The following is a 19,285-nucleotide window of genomic DNA, read 5'->3' on the forward strand; positions in this document are numbered from 1 at the left end:
GCAGGCACCGCGTTGCAGGCCCCGCCAGGCAAGGGTTTCGCGCGCTGCACACACGGTTTTCCACAACATTGTCCCCACCGGATTGGGAAAACCCGTCATGGCGATGTGGTAGGGCGACGGCCGGCCCGGCGGCGGGCAAAAAAATACCCGCCGGAGCGGGTATCTCGAGGGGCCCCCGAAGGGGCGCGCTCTAAGGCAAACAGAGAGCTCTTCTTTTGCGGCCCTGTTGCGTGACAGCAAGTGCATCCTCGGCGAGGACGCGCGCCCAGCATGTCAGCTGAAAAATGTCGTAACCGTAGGACAAGTTAAAAAGTGTGAAGAATTTGGCACTTTTCGAGCTTCGGGGGATACCCTCGGTCCGAACGATCGTGCAGAACTGTCGGTGTTGTCCGACAAGCCGGGGGCGGCCCGGGCCCTAAATTTTGCGGACTCGCTTCAAGTGCGGGTTCTCTGTGCGTGACAGCAATCCAGAGATTCAGCCCAGCATCGTGCTGGGTTTTTTTTGCGCGTTTTCCGGCGTTTTCTGGGGTTTTGGCCCGTCAGCGCAGGAAGACATGCTCCATGAACTGCCGGATCGGGTACTGGATCACCGTCTGCACCCGGGCCGGCAGTTCCAGCGGGCGCATCAGCATCTTGAGCGTGGCGGCGGGGCTCAGGTGGGTGCGGATGGTGCGGTTCATGTGCGCGCTCAGCTGCTGCACGTAGGCCGCGTCGCCAGCGCGGTGCGGGGCGCGGGCCTGCAGCACGTGGCGGACGGCGCAGTCGGCGTCCTCGCTTTTCAGCTCCAGCGTGCGCCGGCCGATGGTGCCCATCACGCGGAAACGGTTCAGCCGCTCCTGCGCGCGGTAGCGGCGAAAGAACCGGTAGAAGTGCTTGTAGTGGTTGACCTCGTCGGTCGCGATGCGGGTGGCCAGGTCGCGCAGCACCGGCTCGGTGGTGCTGCGGGCCATGGCCCGGTAGTAGGTGGCGGTGCCGGTCTCGACCACGCAGCGGGCGGTCATTTCCAGGGCGCGGGTCGGGGCCAGCAGCTCGACCTTGCAATAGGTGGCGTACTCGTCGAGAAAGCCGCGGTAGGCGCTTTCCCAGGGGAATTCGGGCCAGACGTGGTCCACGTAGGCGCGCAGGGCCCGGCCGTGCTGCAGTTCTTCCTGCTCCCAGTGGTTCGACAGCCACTCGGTGACCTCGTCGTCGCCCCGGAAGAAATCGACCAGGTTCTGCGTGTACAGGTCGGAGCCGCTCTCGATGAAGGAGGCCGACGCCACCAGGTAGAAGAGGTTCTCGTCCGTGCGCACCTGCTCGCGTGCGATGCGGGAGAAATCGAGGTCTTCGATCTTCCAGTGTTCCGACGCCTGACCCGCCATGCGTGCTCCTTGATTCATGTTGCCGATGAAAACAGGGAAGAAACAGGCTGCAGCCGGGGAGGGCGCGCACCGCTTCAGCCGTCCATATTAGCCCCGGCTCCCGGATCGCGCGTGCGCAAGGCCCGCGGCGGGCCCAGGCACCATGCGCAAACCTATAATCGATTGTTCAAGCAAATCAAGCAGTTAGGCCGGTTCAACGCAGTGGTTTCGACGCAGGGTCGCCATCGCCAGGCCGCCCCCGACAGCAGACGAAATCCAAAGATGAGCCAGCCCACATTCACGGTCGCGGACATCCGCAAGACCTTTCTCGATTTCTTCGCCTCCAAGGGCCACACCGTGGTGCCTTCGAGCTCGCTGGTGCCGGGCAACGACCCGACGCTCATGTTCACGAACTCGGGCATGGTCCAGTTCAAGGACGTGTTCCTCGGCGAAGACAAGCGCCCCTACGTGCGCGCCGCCTCGGTGCAGGCCTGCCTGCGTGCCGGCGGCAAGCACAACGACCTCGAGAACGTGGGCTACACCGCGCGCCACCACACCTTCTTCGAGATGCTGGGCAACTGGAGCTTCGGCGACTACTTCAAGCGCGACTCGCTGAAGTGGGCCTTCGAGCTGCTGACCCAGGTCTACAAGCTGCCGGCCGAAAAGCTCTGGGCCACCGTCTACATCGAGGACGACGAGGCCTACGACATCTGGACCAAGGAAATCGGCCTGCCGCCCGAGCGCGTCGTGCGCATCGGCGACAACAAGGGCGGTCGCTACATGTCCGACAACTTCTGGATGATGGCCGACACGGGCCCGTGCGGCCCGTGCTCCGAAATCTTCTACGACCACGGCCCCGAGATCCCCGGCGGCCCGCCTGGCTCGCCCGATGAAGACGGCGACCGCTACATCGAGATCTGGAACAACGTGTTCATGCAGTTCGACATGCAGCCCGACGGCTCGGTCAAGAAGCTGCCCGCGCCCTGCGTCGACACCGGCATGGGCCTGGAGCGCCTGGCGGCGATCCTGCAGCACGTGCACAGCAACTACGAAATCGACATCTTCGACGCGCTCATCAAGGCCGCCGGCCGCGAGACCGGCACGCAAGACCTGTCGAACAACTCGCTGCGCGTGATCGCCGACCACATCCGCGCCACCTCCTTCCTGGTGGCCGACGGCGTCATTCCGTCGAACGAAGGCCGCGGCTACGTGCAGCGGCGCATCGTGCGCCGCGCCATCCGCCACGGCTACAAGCTGGGCCAGAAGAAGCCCTTCTTCCACAAGCTGGTGCCCGACCTCGTGAAGCTCATGGGCGACGCGTACCCCAAGCTGGTGGCTGACGAGAAACGCATCATCGACACGCTGAAGGCCGAGGAGGAACGCTTCTTCGAAACGCTGGCCAACGGCATGGAAATCCTCGACGCGGCGCTGGCCGGCGATGCCAAGGTGCTGCCGGGCGACGTCGCCTTCAAGCTGCACGACACCTACGGCTTTCCGCTCGACCTGTCGGCCGACGTGTGCCGCGAGCGCGGCCTGAGCGTCGACGAAGCGGGCTTTCACGCCGCGATGGAAAAGCAGAAGGCCGCGGGCCGTGCCGCCGGCAAGTTCAAGATGGACCGCAACGTCGAATACGCCGGCGTGGGCAACACCTTCACCGGCTACGACCACCTCGAAGAAAACGCGAAGGTCGTCGCGCTGTACCTCGAAGGCGTGGCCGTCAACGAGCTGAAGGAAGGCCAGAGCGGCATCGTGGTGCTCGACACCACGCCCTTCTATTCGGAAAGCGGCGGCCAGGTCGGCGACCAGGGCGTGCTCGTGGCCGAAGGCGTGCAGTTCGGCGTCGACGACACGCAGAAGATCAAGGCCGACGTGTTCGGCCACCACGGCACGCAGACGCAAGGCACGCTGAAGGTCGGCGACACGGTCAAGGCCGCGGTCGACACCGCGCGCCGCGCCGCCACCATGCGCAACCACTCGGTCACCCACCTGATGCACAAGGCCCTGCGCGAAGTGCTGGGCGACCACGTGCAACAGAAGGGCTCGCTGGTCGATGCCGACAAGACGCGCTTCGACTTCGCGCACAACGCCCCCGTCACGCGCGAGCAGATTCTCGAGATCGAGAAGCGCGTCAACGCCGAGATCCTGGACAACGCGCCCACGCAGGCCTGCGTGATGGACCTCGAGTCGGCCCAGAAGACCGGCGCCATGATGCTGTTCGGCGAGAAGTACGGCGAGACCGTGCGCGTGCTCGACATCGGCACCAGCCGCGAACTGTGCGGCGGCACCCACGTGGGCCGCACGGGCGACATCGGCCTGTTCAAGATCGTGAGCGAAGGCGGCGTGGCCGCCGGCGTGCGCCGCATCGAAGCCGTCACGGGCGCCAATGCGTTGTCGTACCTGCAGGACCTCGAATCGACCGTGCACAGCGTGGCCGCCACGCTCAAGTCGCCGGCCGCCGAGCTGCAGGGCCGCCTCTCGCAGGTGCTCGAGCAGGTCAAGACGCTCGAACGCGAAGTGGGCGCGCTCAAGGGCAAGCTCGCGTCGTCCAAGGGCGACGAGCTCATCGCGCAGGCGGTGGACGTCAACGGCATCAAGGTGCTCGCGGCCAAGCTCGACGGCGCCGACGCCAAGACGCTGCGCGACACCATGGACAAGCTCAAGGACAAGCTGAAGACCGCCGCCATCGTGCTGGCCGCCGTGGACGGCGACAAGGTGCAGATCGCGGCCGGCGTCACGGCCGACAGCATCGGCAAGGTCAAGGCCGGCGAGCTGGTCAACTTCGTGGCCCAGCAGGTCGGTGGCAAGGGCGGCGGCAAGCCCGACATGGCCATGGCCGGCGGCACCGACGCCGCGGGCCTGCCGGCCGCGCTGCAATCGGTGCAGGCCTGGGTCGCCCAACGGACCTGAGGTCCTTTCCGCTCACTACCCACACAGCACTTCATGTCCGACGCGATCCCCGGTGAAGTGCTCGTGATGGGGGCGGGCACCATCGGCTGTTTCATCGGCGGCAGCCTGGCGGCGGCGGGCGTGCCCGTCACCTTCGTCGGCCGCCCGCGCGTGCTCGACAAGCTCGCGCGCCACGGCCTCACGCTCACCGACCTCGACGGCGCCCGGCACAAGCTGGCGGCGCCCACGCTGCGCCTGTGCGAGCAGGTGCCGGTGGGCGCGCGGCCCGCGCTGGTGTTGCTGTGCGTGAAGAGCGGCGCCACCGCCGAAGCGGCGCGCGAGCTGGCCTTTGCCTTGCCGGCCGGCACCACGGTGGTTTCGTTGCAGAACGGCATCTCGAACTGCGCCGCAGCGGGGCAGGCCGGCCCCTCGCTCAACATCCGCGCCGGCATGGTGCCGTACAACGTGGCCGAGATCGACGACGGCGCCTTCCACCGGGGCACGCCCGGACGGCTGGCCGCGGAAGACGACCCCGCATTGCGCGACTGGCTGCCCGTGTTCGAGCGCGCCGGCGTGCCGCTCGACCTGCATGCCGACCTGCTGCCGGTGCAGTGGGGCAAGCTGCTGCTCAACCTCAACAATCCGGTCAATGCGCTGTCGGGCCTGCCGCTGCGCGACGAACTCATGCAGCGCGGCTACCGCCGCTGCTTCGCGGCGCTCATCGACGAAACGCTGGGCGTGCTGCGCACCGGCGGCATCGTGCCCGCGCAAGTGGCGGCCGTGCCGGCGCGGCGCTTGCCGGGCCTGCTGCGCTTGCCCGACTGGCTGTTTCGCATCGTCGCGGCGCGCATGCTGCGCATCGACGCCAAGGCCCGCTCCAGCATGGCCGACGACCTCGCACTGGGCCGTCGCACCGAGATCGATGCGCTCAGCGGCGAGGTGGTGCGGCTCGCGCAGGAGCACGGCCTGAGCGCACCGCGCAACGCGCGCATGGTCGCGCTGCTCGAGGCCTGGCCGCAACAGCCGAAGCGCTGGACGGCGCGCGAACTGCAGGACTCGCTGGGCCTGTAAGCGCCGACCCTGTACTCTCAGGCCCATGGCGGCTTTCAAGAGGGAGGGGTTGTCATGCAGGTCCTGATTCTCGGCAGCGGTGTCATCGGCACCTCGGTGGCGTACTACCTGGCGCGCGCCGGGCACACGGTGACGGTGCTGGAGCGCCAGCCGGCGCCCGCGCTCGAAACCAGCTTCGGCAACGCGGGCGAGGTGTCGCCCGGCTACTCGGCGCCGTGGGCCGGGCCCGGCGTGCCGGTCAAGGCGATCAAGTGGATGCTCATGCAGCACAGCCCGCTGGTCATCAAGCCAATGCTCGATCCGGCGATGTGGCGCTGGGGTCTGTCGATGCTGCGCAACTGCACGCAGGCGCGCTACGAACTCAACAAGGGCCGCATGGTGCGGCTGGCCGAATACAGCCGCGACTGCCTGAAGGCGCTGCGCGCCGACACCGGCATCCGCTACGACGAGCGCATGCAGGGCACGTTGCAGCTCTTTCGCACGCAGGCACAGCTCGACGGCACCGCGAAGGACGTGGAAGTGCTGAAGGCGTCGGGCGTGCCTTACCAGGTGCTCGACCGCGACGGCTGCGTGCTGCATGAGCCCGCGCTCGGCGCCGTGAAGGACAAGTTCGTCGGCGGCCTGCGACTGCCGGGCGACGAGACCGGCGACTGCTTCAAGTTCACGCAGGCGCTGGCCAAGCTGGCCGAAGCCGAGGGCGTGCAATTCAGATTCGGCGTGAACATCCAGGCCATCGAACACGAAGCGGGGAAGGGCGTGACCGGGGTGCGCACCGACCAGGGCCATTTCACCGCCGACCGCTACGTGGTCGCGCTCGGCAGCTACTCGCCTGCGCTGGTGCGGCCCTTGGGCATCGACCTGCCGGTGTACCCGGTCAAGGGTTTCTCGATCACGGTGCCCATCACCGACGCGAGCGGCGCGCCCGAATCCACCGTGATGGACGAGACCTTCAAGGTCGCCGTCACGCGCCTGGGCGATCGCATCCGCGTGGGCGGCACGGCGCAGCTCTCGGGCTTCGACCTCGCGCTCGATGCGCGGCGGCGCGACACGCTTGAGCACGTCGTGACCGACCTGTTCCCGCGCGGCGGCCCGGTGCGCGATGCGTCCTTCTGGACCGGCCTGCGCCCCATGACGCCCGACGGCACGCCGGTGATCGGCGCCACCCGCGTGCCCAACCTGCTGCTGAGCACCGGCCACGGCACGCTCGGCTGGACCATGGCGGCCGGCACCGGCCGCGTGATGGCCGACCTGGTCGCGGGCAGGGCGCCCGAAATCGACATGGAAGGCCTGACCGTGGCGCGCTACGGCGGGTAGCCCAACCCCGCTTCCTCCCTCGAAGGGCGGCCCGAAACGGCCGCCCTTTTTCGTGCGCGCGCAGCCTGGCTTCACCTCAACTAGGGTTTTTACCTAGCCATGAAGTTGTCTTCGTCGGTATTCTCGCGGTGTTCCATTAATAAATCGTTGTTTCTTTAGTGAAACAAGCCACCGATTCCACGGACCCTCGATGACACACACTCGCCGCCTCGCCATCGCCGCTGCCGTCTCCCTGGCCGCCGCTTGCGCTTCCGGATTCGCCTGGGCAGACACCTACCCCAGCAAGCCGATCACGCTGGTCGTTGCCTATCCGGCGGGTGGCGACACCGACGCCCTGGCGCGCCTGTACGCCGAAAAGCTCTCGGCCCGCGTCGGCCAGCCCGTGGTGGTCGACAACCGCCCCGGCGCCAGCGGCATCATTGGCAGCGCTTTCGTGTCGAAGGCCGCGCCCGACGGCTACACGCTGCTGCTCGCGCCCAGCACCTTCTCGATCGCGCAGCTGGTGCTCAAGACCGGCAGCACCTCGGGCTACGACGTGCTCAACGGCTTCACGCCGATCGTGCAGACCGGCAACCTGCCGCTGTTCCTGGTGGCCAGCGGCGCCAAGGGCTACACCGGCCTGAAGGACGCGGTGGCCGCGGCCAAGGGCGGCAAGTCGCTGAGCTACGCCAGCCCGGGCAGCGGCTCGCCGATGCACATCCTGGGCGAAATGTTCGCCCGCGCCTCGGGCACCAGCCTGGCGCACGTGCCCTACAAGGGCGTGGCGCCCGCCGTCAACGACGTGCTCGGCGGCCACGTGCCGGTGACCTTCATCACGCTGGGCCCGGTGGCGCCCTACATGCCCAACGGCAAGATGGTCCCGCTGGCCGTGGCCTCGCGCGAGCGCTCGCCGCTCGCGCCCAAGGTGCCGACCTTCGCCGAGCTGGGCTACAAGGACGTCGAGCTCACCGCCTGGAACGGCCTGTGGGGCCCGCGCAACCTGCCGCCCGAGATCGTGAAGACGCTCAACGGCCACTTCAACGAGATCCTGAAGATGCCCGACATCGTCGCGCGCATGGCCGTGCTGGGCACCACGCCCGTGGGCGGCGACGCCGACGTGCTGGCCAAGACCAACGCCGCCGACTTCGCGCGCTTCGGCAAGGTCATCAAGGAACTCGGCATCCAGGCCGACTGAACCTCACCCCACCCGACGTGACGCCCGCCATGACCGACCTCAAAGCCATCGCCGATCCCTCCAGCCTGCAGTCGCTGCTGGCCGAGATGCCCGCCAACCTGCTGGCTGGCCGCCGCGTGCTCGTGACCGGCGGTGCGCGCGGCCTGGGCCTGGCGTTCGCGCAGTGCGTGGCCGCGGCGGGGGCGAGCGTGGTGCTGGCCGACATCCTCGGCGAGCTGGCCGAGACCGAAGCCCAGGCGCTGCGCGAGGCCGGCCGCACGGCGCACGCGCTGGCCATCGACCTGTCGGACCCGGCTTCCATCGAGGCGGGTGCCGCCGAGGCGGTGCGCCTGCTGGGCGGCCTCGATGGTCTCGTCAACAACGCCGCCATCACCAACTCGGGCGGGCGCGACGCGCACCAGCTCGAGATCGACATGTGGGACCGCGTGATGAACGTCAACGTGCGCGGCAGCTGGCTCATGGGTCGCGCCTGCCGCCCCGCGCTGGCGGCCAGCGGCCGTGGCGCCATCGTCAACCTGGCGTCGGACACGGCGCTGTGGGGCGCCCCCAACCTGCTGGCCTATGCCTCGAGCAAGGGCGCCGTCATTTCCATGACGCGCTCGCTGGCGCGCGAATGGGGCGGCGACAACATCACGGTGAACGCCGTGGCGCCCGGCCTCACGCTGGTCGAGGCCACCGAGTACGTGCCGATGGCGCGCCACCAGAAGTACCTCGAAGGCCGCGCCATCCCGCGCGAGCAGCAGGCGGCCGACGTCTGCGGCGCGACCGTGTTCCTGCTGTCCGGCCTGGCGCGCTTCGTCACCGGCCAGCTGCTCGCCGTCAACGGCGGCTTCGCGATGCACTGAACCCGTCACCAACGACCGAATTTCCCGACCAAGGAGTACACCCATGAGCGATTTGTCCGAACAGCAGAAGATCAACAACAGCGCCACCAACACCCTGGCGCAGCCCGAGGGCAGCAGCCTGGCCGAGTGGATGAACACCCGCATCGCCCGCTACGAAACCCGCAAGTACGACTGGGACGCGCTGAAGTTCCAGGCCGACTTCGACCCCAAGTTCCGCCGCGCGCAGATGCGCTACGTGGGCACCGGCGGCACCGGTGTCGCGGCCGACACCAACACCGTGCCCTCGGAGCACTTCACCTTCTCGACCATGGTGATCCCGGCCGGCCACGAAGGCCCGCCGCACATCCACACCGACGTGGAAGAAGTGTTCTTCCTCATCCGCGGCAAGCTCAAGGTCGTGATCGAGAAGGACGGCGAGCGCTTCGAAACCATCATGACCGACCGCGACCTGATCTCGGTGCCGCCCGGCGTGTACCGCGAAGAGATCAACATCGGCGACGAAGACGCGCTCATGTGCGTGATGCTCGGCGCCAAGAAGCCCGTCACGCCGACGTACCCCGCCGACCACCCTCTGGCCAAGATCAAGCGCTGAGCGAGCAAGCAAGCGAGCGAACAGGTCATGAGCACCGTCGACATCTCCGCGCAGACCCTGCCGGCTTCCGAGCTGGCGCGGCTCGACGCGCGCTTTCCGGCCCGCGACGTCGCGGTGGGCGGCGGCGCGGTGGTGTCGGTGCGCGAATGCGGGCAGGGTCCGGTCATCGTGTGCCTGCACGGCATCGGCTCGGGCGCGGCCTCGTGGCTCGACACCGCGGCGCTGCTGGCGCCGCAGGCCTGCCTCATCGCGTGGGACGCACCGGGTTACGGCCGCTCGACGCCGCTGGCTTCGGCCGCGCCGACCGGCGCCGACTACGCCGCACGCCTTGAAGAAATGCTCGATGCGTTGTCGATCCGCTCCTGCGTGCTCGTCGGCCATTCGCTGGGCGCCATCGTCGCCGCGTCGGCCGCCCGCAGCGATGCGAGCGCCAGTGCCCGCATCCGCCGCCTCGTGCTCGTGAGCCCCGCCATCGGTTATGGCGCCGCCGCGCGCATCGACGCCCGCGCCAAGGTGCGCGCCGAACGCCTGGCCACGCTCGACGACCTCGGCATTGCCGGCATGGCCGCCAAGCGCGCGGGCCGGCTCGTGTCCGACGGTGCCAGCGAACACGCCCGCCAGTGGGTGCGCTGGAACATGGCGCGCCTGAACGACCACGGCTACCGCCAGGCCGTCGAGCTGCTGTGCAACGCCGACCTGCTGGCCGACCTGCCGCCGCCGATGCCCGTGCGCGTGGCCTGCGGTGCGCTCGACGTCGTCACGCCGCCCGCCGCCTGCGAAGAAGTCGCGCGCCGCTGCGGCGTGCCCCTCGAATTGGTGGACGATGCGGGTCACGCCGGCTATGTGGAACAACCGCAGGCCGTCGCCGCCTTGCTGCGCGAATCGCTCGCCGGCTGACCCGACACGAACAAGACAACCGAGAGGAATCCAGACATGGCCACCGACAACGAAGTGATGGAAGAGGGCGCAGACCGCTACAACGTGCCCGCGCTGGAGCGCGGCCTGCGCGTGCTGTGCGAGTTCAGCCGCGAGAGCCGGACGCTCTCCGCGCCCGAGCTGGCGCGCCGCTTCGATCTGCCGCGCTCGACCGTCTTCCGCCTGCTCACCACGCTGGAGAACATGGGCTTCCTCGAGCGCGCCGAGGGCGGGCGCGACTACCGCCTGGGCCTGGCCGTGCTGCGCCTGGGCTTCGAATACCTGGCCTCGCTGGAGCTCACGCAGCTGGGCACGCCGCTGCTCAACCGCCTGTGCGACGAGCTGCGCACGCCCTGCAACCTGGTGGTGCGCGACGGCCGCTCGATCGTCTACGTCGCCAAGGTGGCGCCGGCCACGCCCTTCGCCAGCTCGGTCACGGTGGGCACGCGCCTGCCGGCCCACGCCACCGTGCTGGGTCGCATCCTGCTGGAAGACCTCACGCTGCCGCAGCTGCGCGCGCTGTACCCCGAAGACAAGCTCGAGACCTTCTCGCCGAGCACTCCCAAGACCGTGAACGAGCTGTTCGACATGGTGCAGGCCGACCGCCAGCGCGGCTATGTGCTGGGCGAGGGCTTCTTCGAATCGAACATCTCGACCATCGCTGCACCGGTGCGCGACCACAGCGGCCACATCGTGGCGGCGCTGGGCGCCACCATCACCTCGGGCCACATCGACGAGAACCGCATGGACGAGATGGTTCAGCGCGTGCGCGGCACCGCCGACGAGATCTCGGGCCTGCTCAATTACTCGCCCGCGCGCACCAGCAAGGTGGTGCCGCTGCGCAGCGCCTGACGACTGATTTCAGATCGACCATGACGACCCTCGCCCCTTCCTCCTCCTTCTTCGCCGCCGACGCACTGGCCGGCCGCGTGGCCGTGGTCACGGGCGGGTCGTCGGGCATCGGCCTGGCCACCGTCGAGCTGCTGCTGGGCTGCGGCGCCGCCGTGGCGCTGTGCGGACGCAACGCCGAACGGCTCGATGCCGCCGCGGCCAGCCTGCGCGCGCAACACCCCGACGCCAAGCTGTTCGCGCAGACCTGCGACGTGCTGGACGCCGCCTCGGTGCGCGCCTTCGCCGCCGCCAGCGAGGCCGCGCTCGGCCCGGCGTCGATGCTGGTCAACAACGCAGGGCAGGGGCGCGTCTCCACCTTCGCCGACACCGACGACGCGGCCTGGATGCAAGAGCTGCACCTGAAGTTCTTTTCGGTCATCCACCCGACGCGCGCCTTCCTGCCGCAGCTCACGGCGCAGCGCGCGGTGCTGGGCGATGCCGCCATCGTCTGCGCCAACTCGCTGCTCGCGCGCCAGCCCGAGCCGCACATGGTCGCCACCTCGGCCGCGCGCGCGGGCCTGCTGAACCTCGTGCGCTCCATGGCCACCGAGTTCGCGCCGCAGGGCGTGCGCGTCAACGGCATCCTGATCGGCCTGGTCGAGTCGGGCCAGTGGCGCCGCCGCTTCGAGGCGCGCGAAGACAAGTCGCAGGACTGGGCCGCCTGGAGCCGCCAGCTCGCCACCACCAAACACATCCCGCTGGGTCGCCTGGGGCTTCCGACCGAAGCCGCGCGCGCGATCCTTTTCCTTGCTTCACCGCTCGCGTCGTACACGACCGGCAGCCACATCGACATCTCCGGAGGCCATTCCCGCCATGCATAACCCCAACAACACCGTCACGGTCGGCGCCGTCGTCGCCGCGTTCCTCGAGCAGTGCGGCGTCAAGGCAGCCTTCGGCGTGATCTCGATCCACAACATGCCGATCCTCGATGCCTTCGCGCAGCGCGGCACGGTGCGCTTCATCTCGGCGCGCGGCGAGGCCGGCGCGGGCAACATGGCCGACGCCTATGCGCGCTCCACCGCCAGCCTGGGCGTGTGCATCACCAGCACCGGCCCGGCCGCGGGCAACATCGCCGGCAGCATGGTCGAGGCACTGACGGCCGGTGCGCCGCTCTTGCACATCACGGGCCAGATCGAGACGCCGTACCTGGACAAGGGCATGTCGTACATCCACGAAGCACCCGACCAGCTCACCATGCTCAAGGCGGTGTCGAAGGCCGCGCTGCGCGTGCGCAGCGTTGAGACGGTGCTGGGCACGCTCAAGCGCGCGGTGCAGCTCGCGATGACGGCGCCGACCGGCCCGGTGAGCGTGGAGATTCCGATCGACATCCAGTCGGCGCTCACGACCATGCCGGCCGACCTGTCGCCGCTGCCCATCGAGCGCCCCGTGCCTTCGGCCGCCGGCCTCGATGCACTGGCCGCGCGGCTGGCCACCGCCAAGCGTCCGCTGCTGTGGGTGGGGGGCGGTGCCCGCCATGCGCGCAGTGCGATCCAGCGGCTGCAGAAGCTGGGCTTCGGCGTGGTCACGACCACGCAGGGCCGCGGCACGGTGCCCGAGGACGACGCCGGCTCGCTCGGCGCCTACAACATCCAGAAGCCCGTCGAGGCCTTCTACCAGACCTGCGATGCGATGCTCGTGGTCGGTTCGCGCCTGCGCGGCAACGAGACGCTCAAGTACGAACTGAAGCTGCCGCGCCCGCTGTACCGCATCGACGCCGATGCCGCCGCCGAAGGCCGCTGCTATGCATCCGAGGCCTTTGTCTGCGGCGATTCCGCGCTGGCCCTCGACGGCCTGGCCGACCGCCTCGAAGCCGCGAAGTACCAGGCCGACCCGCAGCTGCTGGTCGACCTGCGCGCCGCGCACGACCAGGCCGTGGCCACGCTGCGCGACGGCCTCGGCCCGTACGCCGAGCTCGTGCGTCAGCTGCAGTCGGTGGCCGGCCGCAAGTTCAACTGGGTGCGCGACGTCACGGTGTCCAACAGCACCTGGGGCAACCGCGAGCTGCGCGTGTTCGAACCCAGCGCCGGCGTGCACGCCACGGGCGGCGGCATCGGCCAGGGCATGCCCATGGCCATCGGCGCGGCCATCGGCGCGGCGGTGACGGGCTCGGGCCGCAAGACCTTCTGCCTGGCCGGCGACGGCGGCTTCATCCTGAACCTGGGCGAGCTGGCCTGCATGGTGCAGGAGAAGGCGCCCATGGTCATCGTGCTCATGAACGACAAGAGCTACGGCGTGATCAAGAACATCCAGGACGCGCAGTACGGCGGCCGCCAGTGCTACGCCGAGCTGCACACGCCCGACTACGACCTGCTGTGCAAGTCGATCGCGCTGCCGCATGCCCGCGTGAAAGACCTGGCCGACCTGCCGGCGCAGCTGGACCAGGCGCTGGCCGCCGACGGCCCGTTCCTGCTGGAGATCGACATGCTGTCGATCGGCGGTTTCAAGACCAGCTTCGCCGGCCCGCCGACCAACACGGTCACGCAGATTCCCGCGCTCGGCGCGGCCAAGTGAGCGAACGCGGAGCCCCACGCATGACCACTGCCATCACGCGCATCGCACTCGTCGGCTGCGGAGCCATCGGCACCTCGGTGCTCGAACTGCTGCGCGGCGATCCCGCCCTGAAGGTGGTGGCCATCGTCGTGCCGGCCGAAGGCATTGCCGCCGCGCAGAAGGTCGCCCCTGGCGCGCAGGTGGGCAGCGCCGTGCCCGCCGACGGCATCGACCTGGTGGTCGAGACCGCCGGCCATGCCGCCATCGAGGAGCACGTGCTGCCCGCGCTGGCACGCGGTACGCCCTGCGTGGTGGCGTCGGTGGGTGCGCTGTCGGCCACGGGCTTCGCCGAGAAGCTCGAAGCCGCCGCCGTCGCCGGCCGCACGCAGGTGCAGCTGATTCCCGGCGCCATCGGCGGCATCGACGCGCTGGCCGCGGCCCGCATCGGCGGCCTGGACAGCGTGCGCTACACCGGCCGCAAGCCGCCGCAGGCCTGGAAGGGCACGCCGGCCGAGCAGGGCCGCAACCTGGACACGCTGGCGCACGAAACCGTGATCTTCGAAGGCAGTGCGCGCGAAGCCGCCTTGCTCTATCCGAAGAATGCCAACGTGGCGGCCACCGTGTCGCTCGCGGGCCTGGGCCTGGACCAGACGCTGGTGCGCCTCATTGCCGACCCGGCCACCACCGAGAACGTGCACACCGTCGAAGCCGAAGGCGCCTTCGGCAGCTTCGCGCTGACCATGCGCAACAAGCCGCTCGCGGCCAACCCCAAGACCTCGGCCCTGACCGTGTACAGCGCCGTGCGCGCGCTGCGCAACCGCGTCGCGCCCCTTGCCATCTGAGCCACCCCATGATCTCCACCGAACTCCTTCCGATCTGCATCGCCGGCGAATGGCGCCTGGGCGGCGGCGACGTCTACGAAAGCCTGTACCCGGCCACCGGCGAGCCCATCGCGCGCCTGAAGGCCGCGAGCCTGGCCGACGTCGAAGAAGCCATCACGCGCGCCGACCACGCCTTTCGCACCAGCGGCTGGGCCCAGCGCCTGCCGCACGAGCGCGCCGCCGTGCTGCACCGCGTGGCCCAGCTGATCCGCGAAGAGGGCGAGTCGCTGGCGCAGAAGCAGCGCCTGGACAACGGCAAGCCGATCAGCGAAACCCGCAACCTCGTGGCCAGCGCCGCGGGCACCTTCCAGTTCTTCGCTGCCGCATTGGAGACGCTCGAAGAAACCATCACCCCCTCGCGCGGCGCGTTCGTCACGATGAGCGTGCACGAGCCCATGGGCGTGGTCGCGGCCATCACGCCGTGGAACTCGCCCATCGCGAGCGAAGCCCAGAAGCTGGCGCCCGCGCTGGCCGCCGGCAACGCGGTGGTCGTGAAGCCCGCCGAAGTCACGCCGCTCATGGCGCTGGAGCTGGCGCGCATCTGCGAGCTGGCCGGCGTGCCCAAGGGCATCGTGAGCGTGCTGCCGGGCAAGGGCTCGGTGATCGGCGACGCGATCACCAAGCACCCGCTGGTCAAGCGCGTGTCGTTCACCGGCGGCACCACCACCGGCAAGCACATCGCCCACATCGCGGCCGACAAGATGATGCCGGTGTCGCTCGAACTCGGCGGCAAGTCGCCCACCATGGTGCTCGACGACGCGGACCTCGACCATGCGGTGAACGGCGTGCTGTACGGCATCTTCAGTTCGTCGGGCGAGTCGTGCATCGCGGGCTCGCGCCTGTTCGTGGCGCGTGGCATCTACGACGAGTTCCTCACGCGGCTGGCCGAAGGCGCCAATGCCCTGCGCGTGGGGGACCCGGCCTCGGAGCGCACGCAGATGGGGCCGCTCATCACGGCCAAGCACCGCGAAGGCATCGAGCGCTACGTGGATCTGGGCGTGTCCGAGGGCGGGCGCATCCGCACGGGCGGCGTGCGCCCGCACGGCGCCGACTACGACAAGGGCTACTTCTACCAGCCGACCATCCTCGAAGGCCTGACCAACAACGCCCGCATCAGCCAGGAAGAAATCTTCGGCCCGGTGCTGGTCGCGATGCCCTTCGACAACGAGGAAGAACTGATCGCGCAGGCCAACGACAGCGTCTACGCGCTGGCCGCCGGCGTGTGGAGCCGCGACTTCAAGCGCGCCTGGAAGCTGGGCCGCGCGGTGCAGGCCGGCACGGTCTGGGTCAACACCTACAAGCAGTTCTCGGTCTCGACGCCGTTCGGCGGCTGGCGCGACAGCGGCCTGGGCCGCGAGAAGGGCCGCGAAGGCATCTTCCAGTACATGGAGCAAAAGAGCATGTACTGGGGCACCAATGAACAACCGCTCCCGTGGGCGAACTGAACAGGAGCACACGATGAGCGTACTTGGCATCGACCAGATCACCTACGGCGCGGACGACCTGCCCGCCTGCCGCCAGTTCTTCCAGGACTGGGGCCTCGCACTCACGTCCGAAGCCGCCGACGAACTCGTCTTCGAGTGCCTCAACGGCTGCAAGGTGGTCGTTGCGGCGTGGGACAAGCCCGGCCTGCCGCCCGCGATGGAAGAGGGTCCGACGCTGCGCGAAGTGGTGTGGGGCGTGGAAAGCGACGCCGACCTGGACCGCTACGCCGCCGCCATCGCGCAAGACCCGGCCTTCACCGACACCACGGTCGACGGCGCGCGCCGCATCGGCTGCACCGACCCCAACGGCCTGGCCGTGCGCCTGCAGGTCAGCCGCAAGCGCGCGGTCGAGGTCGATTGCGGCGCCATGAACACCTGGAACGCCAAGCCGCGCGTGAACCAGCCCGCACCGATCTACGAACGCGCCACGCCGATCGAGGTCGGCCACGTCGTGTTCTTCGTGAGCGACGTGAAGGGCACGAGCGCGTTCTATGCGCAGCGCTTCGGCTTCGTCTCGTCCGACGGCTATCCGAACCGCGGCGCCTTCATGCGCTGCGCGCCCGAGGGCGGCCACCATGACCTGTTCCTGCTGCAGATTCCCTCGGGCAAGCGCGGGCTCAACCACGTGGCCTTCACCGTGCGCGACATCCACGAGGTGTTCGGCGGCGGCCTGCATTTTTCGCGTTGCGGCTGGGACACCCAGCTGGGCCCGGGCCGCCACCCGGTGTCGTCGGCGTACTTCTGGTACTTCAAGAACCCGGCCGGCGGCCTCATCGAGTATTACGCCGACGAAGACCAGCTCACCGCCGACTGGCAGCCGCGCGAGTTCGAACCCGGCCCGACCGTGTTCGCCGAATGGGCGGTCGATGGCGGCCTCGATGGCCACACCCGCCGTCAGAAGAACGCGGAAGGCCCGAAAGGTGCTTTCCTGACCGAGAAGAAATGAATCCGGTGACCCTCATGCAACGACGTTTCTCCTTCTCCCTGCTGGCCGCCGCGGCGCTGGCCATCGCCTTGCCCGCGCATGCACAGAGCGACGCGCACAAGCAACTGTCGAGCGACCGCTTCACCATCGTCTCGCCGTTCCCGCCCGGCGGCCCGGTCGACACGCTGGCCCGCATCCTGTCGGACGGCCTGGCCAAGCGCTACGGCCAGGCGGCCGTGGTCGAGAACATGGTGGGCGCGGCCGGCAACATCGGCATCGACAAGGTCAAGCGCGCCAAGGGCGACGGCCACACGCTGCTCGTGGTGCCGGCCGGCAACCTCACGATCAACCCGACGCTGATGCCGAACTTCCCGTTCAACATCGAGAAGGACTTCGTGCCCGTCACCATGCTCGCCAAGGCGCCCAACGTGCTGGTGGCGTCGCCGGCCTCGGGCATCAAGAGCGCCAAGGAACTCGTGGCCATGGCCAAGGCCAAGCCCAACACGCTGTCGTATGCCTCGCCGGGCGTGGGCAGCGGCCTGCACCTGGCGGGCGAGCTGTTCAAGCAGCAGGCCGGCATCGACCTGCTGCACGTGCCCTACAAGGGCACGGCGCCCGCACTCAACGACGTGCTCGGCGGCTCGGTGCCGCTGATGTTCAGCAACCTGCCCGCGACCATGCCCTTCATCAAGAACGGCAAGCTTGTCGCGCTGGGCGTGACCGAGGCCAAGCGCAGCGCCGCCGCGCCCGACATCCCCACGCTGGCGGAGCAGGGCATCCAGGGCGTCGCCGTGACCTCGTGGTATGGCCTCTTGGCCCCCAAGGGCACGCCGCCCGCGGTGGTCGAGCAGCTCGCGAAAGACGCGGCCGAGATGCTGGCCCAGCCCGACGTGCGCGAACGCCTGAAGGCACAGGGCATGACCGACGCGGCCATGAAGCCCGCCGAGTTCGCTGCCCACATCCGCGATGAGACGGCCGTCTGGGCCCGGATCATCAAGGCCCGCAACATCGTGGCCGAGTGAGCCACGCCCAAGAACAAAGAGAGACAGAGACCATGCAGACAAGCGAATCCACCATCGGCATCGTCGGTGCCGGCATCGGCGGCCTGGTCGCCGCCATCGCACTGCGCCGCGCGGGGCACGACGTGGTCGTGTTCGAGCAGGCCAAGCAGTTCGCCCGCGTCGGCGCCGACATCAACCTCACGCCGAACGCCGTGCGCGCACTCGACGGCCTGGGCGTGGGCGACGCCGCCCGCGTGACGGCGGCGCGCCCGTCGCACCGCATCAGCCGCACCTACGACAGCGGCGAGGAAACCTCGCGCCTCGAAATGGCCGACTCGGCCGAACAGCGCTACGGCGCGCCGCAGCTCACCATCCACCGCGCCGACCTGCTGGCCGCGCTGGCCGACATGTTCCCGGCCGAGCGCGTGGCGCTGGGCAAGCGCGCCGAGACCATCGCGGCCGACGACAAGGGCGTGACCCTGTCGTTCAGCGACGGCACCAGCGCCCGCGTGGGTGCGCTCATCGGTGCCGACGGCATCCACTCGGGCGTGCGCACCGCGATGTTCGGCGCCGAGAGCCCGCGCTTCACGGGCATCGTCGCCTACCGCGCCGTGGTGCCCGCCGAGCGCGTGGCCGGCGTGCCCAACCTGGGCGCCTTCACCAAGTGGTGGGGCCCGAACCCGCAGAGCCAGATCGTCACCTTCCCGCTGAACCGCGGCAAGGACATCTTCATCTTCGCCACCACGCCGCAGGACACCTGGCACCTCGAGTCGTGGACCGCGCCGGGCAGCGTCGACGAGCTGCGCGAGCAGTACGTGGCCTACCACCCCGAGGCGCGCGCGCTGCTCGACGCCTGCGACACGGTGCTGAAGACCGCGCTGTACGAGCGCGACCCCATGCCCGCCTGGGCGCAGGGCCGCATGGCGCTGCTGGGCGATGCCGCGCACCCGATGCTGCCCTTCATGGCGCAAGGCGCCGGCATGGCGATCGAAGACGCCGTGGTGCTGTCGCGCCACCTCGACGGCGTGGCCATGGCCGGCATTCCCGCCGCGCTGCAGGCCTACCAGACCGCGCGTATCGAGCGCGCCAGCCAGGTGCAGCTCGGCTCGCGCGGCAACAACTGGCTGCGCGAAGGCGGTAACGCCGACTGGGTGTACGCCTACGACGCCTGGGCCGTGCCGCTGGGCGTGCCGGCGCAGGGCGCCGTCGCTGCCACCGCCTGAAATTTTTCCCCTCGCTTACGGAGGCTCACGATGCAACAAGACCGCTTTCTCCAACCGCACCAGGCGCGCCAGCGCCCCGCGACCACCTACGAAGACCTGCTGGGCGACGTGATCGAACGCGCCTACGCCGACGGCATCCACGACCTGCCGGGCCTGGTGCAGCGCCTGAACGACAGCGGCCTGGCCACGCCGGGCGGCCTCGCATGGACCGAGGCGCTGTACCGCAAGGAAATGGCCGCGCTGGCCGCCTGAG

The 19,285-nt window shown here is 69.3% G+C and carries 17 protein-coding genes; 16 read left to right on the plus strand and 1 reads right to left on the minus strand.

The window, feature by feature from the left end; translation table 11 throughout:
• Positions 1 to 539 precede the first annotated feature (539 nt).
• Positions 540 to 1,361, minus strand: a complete 822-nt coding sequence (locus AC07Y4_RS15165) for a ferritin-like domain-containing protein (protein ID WP_095947537.1) — start codon at positions 1,359 to 1,361, stop codon at positions 540 to 542.
• 261 nt (positions 1,362 to 1,622) lie between these two features.
• On the opposite strand from AC07Y4_RS15165, the gene alaS reads away from it, so the two are divergent.
• The 16 genes from alaS to AC07Y4_RS15245 all read left to right on the plus strand — a co-directional run bounded on the left by alaS (position 1,623) and on the right by AC07Y4_RS15245 (position 19,284).
• Positions 1,623 to 4,247 (plus strand): alanine--tRNA ligase, encoded by a 2,625-nt coding sequence (alaS, locus tag AC07Y4_RS15170; protein WP_495274811.1) that lies wholly within the window; start codon positions 1,623 to 1,625, stop codon positions 4,245 to 4,247.
• 33 nt (positions 4,248 to 4,280) lie between these two features.
• Positions 4,281 to 5,297, plus strand: coding sequence for a 2-dehydropantoate 2-reductase (locus AC07Y4_RS15175; protein WP_070060324.1), 1,017 nt, complete (start codon positions 4,281 to 4,283; stop codon positions 5,295 to 5,297).
• Between the two features lie 54 nt (positions 5,298 to 5,351).
• Positions 5,352 to 6,611 (plus strand): D-amino acid dehydrogenase, encoded by a 1,260-nt coding sequence (locus tag AC07Y4_RS15180; protein ID WP_487847172.1) that lies wholly within the window; start codon positions 5,352 to 5,354, stop codon positions 6,609 to 6,611.
• Between the two features lie 190 nt (positions 6,612 to 6,801).
• Entirely contained in the window at positions 6,802 to 7,785 is a 984-nt protein-coding gene (locus AC07Y4_RS15185; RefSeq protein ID WP_487847171.1) for a Bug family tripartite tricarboxylate transporter substrate binding protein, read from the plus strand.
• Positions 7,786 to 7,871: 86 nt separating this feature from the next.
• The gene (locus tag AC07Y4_RS15190; RefSeq protein WP_487847343.1) at positions 7,872 to 8,630 is read left to right on the plus strand and encodes an SDR family oxidoreductase; all 759 of its coding nucleotides are present in this window, start codon (positions 7,872 to 7,874) and stop codon (positions 8,628 to 8,630) included.
• Positions 8,631 to 8,673: 43 nt separating this feature from the next.
• Complete coding sequence (locus AC07Y4_RS15195) at positions 8,674 to 9,222, plus strand: cupin domain-containing protein (RefSeq protein WP_487847170.1); 549 nt, start codon at positions 8,674 to 8,676, stop codon at positions 9,220 to 9,222.
• A 27-nt stretch (positions 9,223 to 9,249) separates the two neighbouring features.
• Entirely contained in the window at positions 9,250 to 10,119 is an 870-nt protein-coding gene (locus tag AC07Y4_RS15200) for an alpha/beta fold hydrolase (RefSeq protein ID WP_487847169.1), read from the plus strand.
• A gap of 36 nt (positions 10,120 to 10,155) precedes the next feature.
• On the plus strand, positions 10,156 to 10,989 hold the full coding sequence (locus tag AC07Y4_RS15205; RefSeq protein ID WP_070060330.1) for an IclR family transcriptional regulator: 834 nt from the start codon (positions 10,156 to 10,158) through the stop codon (positions 10,987 to 10,989).
• A gap of 20 nt (positions 10,990 to 11,009) precedes the next feature.
• On the plus strand, positions 11,010 to 11,849 hold the full coding sequence (locus AC07Y4_RS15210) for an SDR family oxidoreductase (RefSeq protein ID WP_495274812.1): 840 nt from the start codon (positions 11,010 to 11,012) through the stop codon (positions 11,847 to 11,849).
• A complete protein-coding gene (locus AC07Y4_RS15215) occupies positions 11,842 to 13,539 on the plus strand; it encodes a thiamine pyrophosphate-binding protein (protein WP_062474586.1) in 1,698 nt (565 codons plus the stop codon). Before AC07Y4_RS15210 ends, AC07Y4_RS15215 begins: the two co-directional genes overlap by 8 nt.
• Before the next feature lie 20 nt (positions 13,540 to 13,559).
• Entirely contained in the window at positions 13,560 to 14,360 is an 801-nt protein-coding gene (locus AC07Y4_RS15220) for an aspartate dehydrogenase (protein ID WP_369632549.1), read from the plus strand.
• 8 nt (positions 14,361 to 14,368) lie between these two features.
• Entirely contained in the window at positions 14,369 to 15,844 is a 1,476-nt protein-coding gene (locus AC07Y4_RS15225; protein WP_062474590.1) for an aldehyde dehydrogenase, read from the plus strand.
• 13 nt (positions 15,845 to 15,857) lie between these two features.
• Entirely contained in the window at positions 15,858 to 16,829 is a 972-nt protein-coding gene (locus tag AC07Y4_RS15230) for a VOC family protein (RefSeq protein ID WP_487847167.1), read from the plus strand.
• 14 nt (positions 16,830 to 16,843) lie between these two features.
• Entirely contained in the window at positions 16,844 to 17,830 is a 987-nt protein-coding gene (locus tag AC07Y4_RS15235; protein ID WP_307693878.1) for a Bug family tripartite tricarboxylate transporter substrate binding protein, read from the plus strand.
• Positions 17,831 to 17,862: 32 nt separating this feature from the next.
• Positions 17,863 to 19,032, plus strand: coding sequence for an FAD-dependent monooxygenase (locus AC07Y4_RS15240; protein WP_495274813.1), 1,170 nt, complete (start codon positions 17,863 to 17,865; stop codon positions 19,030 to 19,032).
• Positions 19,033 to 19,062: 30 nt separating this feature from the next.
• Complete coding sequence (locus AC07Y4_RS15245; RefSeq protein WP_095744981.1) at positions 19,063 to 19,284, plus strand: recombinase-like helix-turn-helix domain-containing protein; 222 nt, start codon at positions 19,063 to 19,065, stop codon at positions 19,282 to 19,284.
• Position 19,285 lies beyond the last annotated feature (1 nt).

The sequence above is a fragment of the Variovorax sp. GW460-12-1-14-LB1 genome, assembly GCF_059423605.1.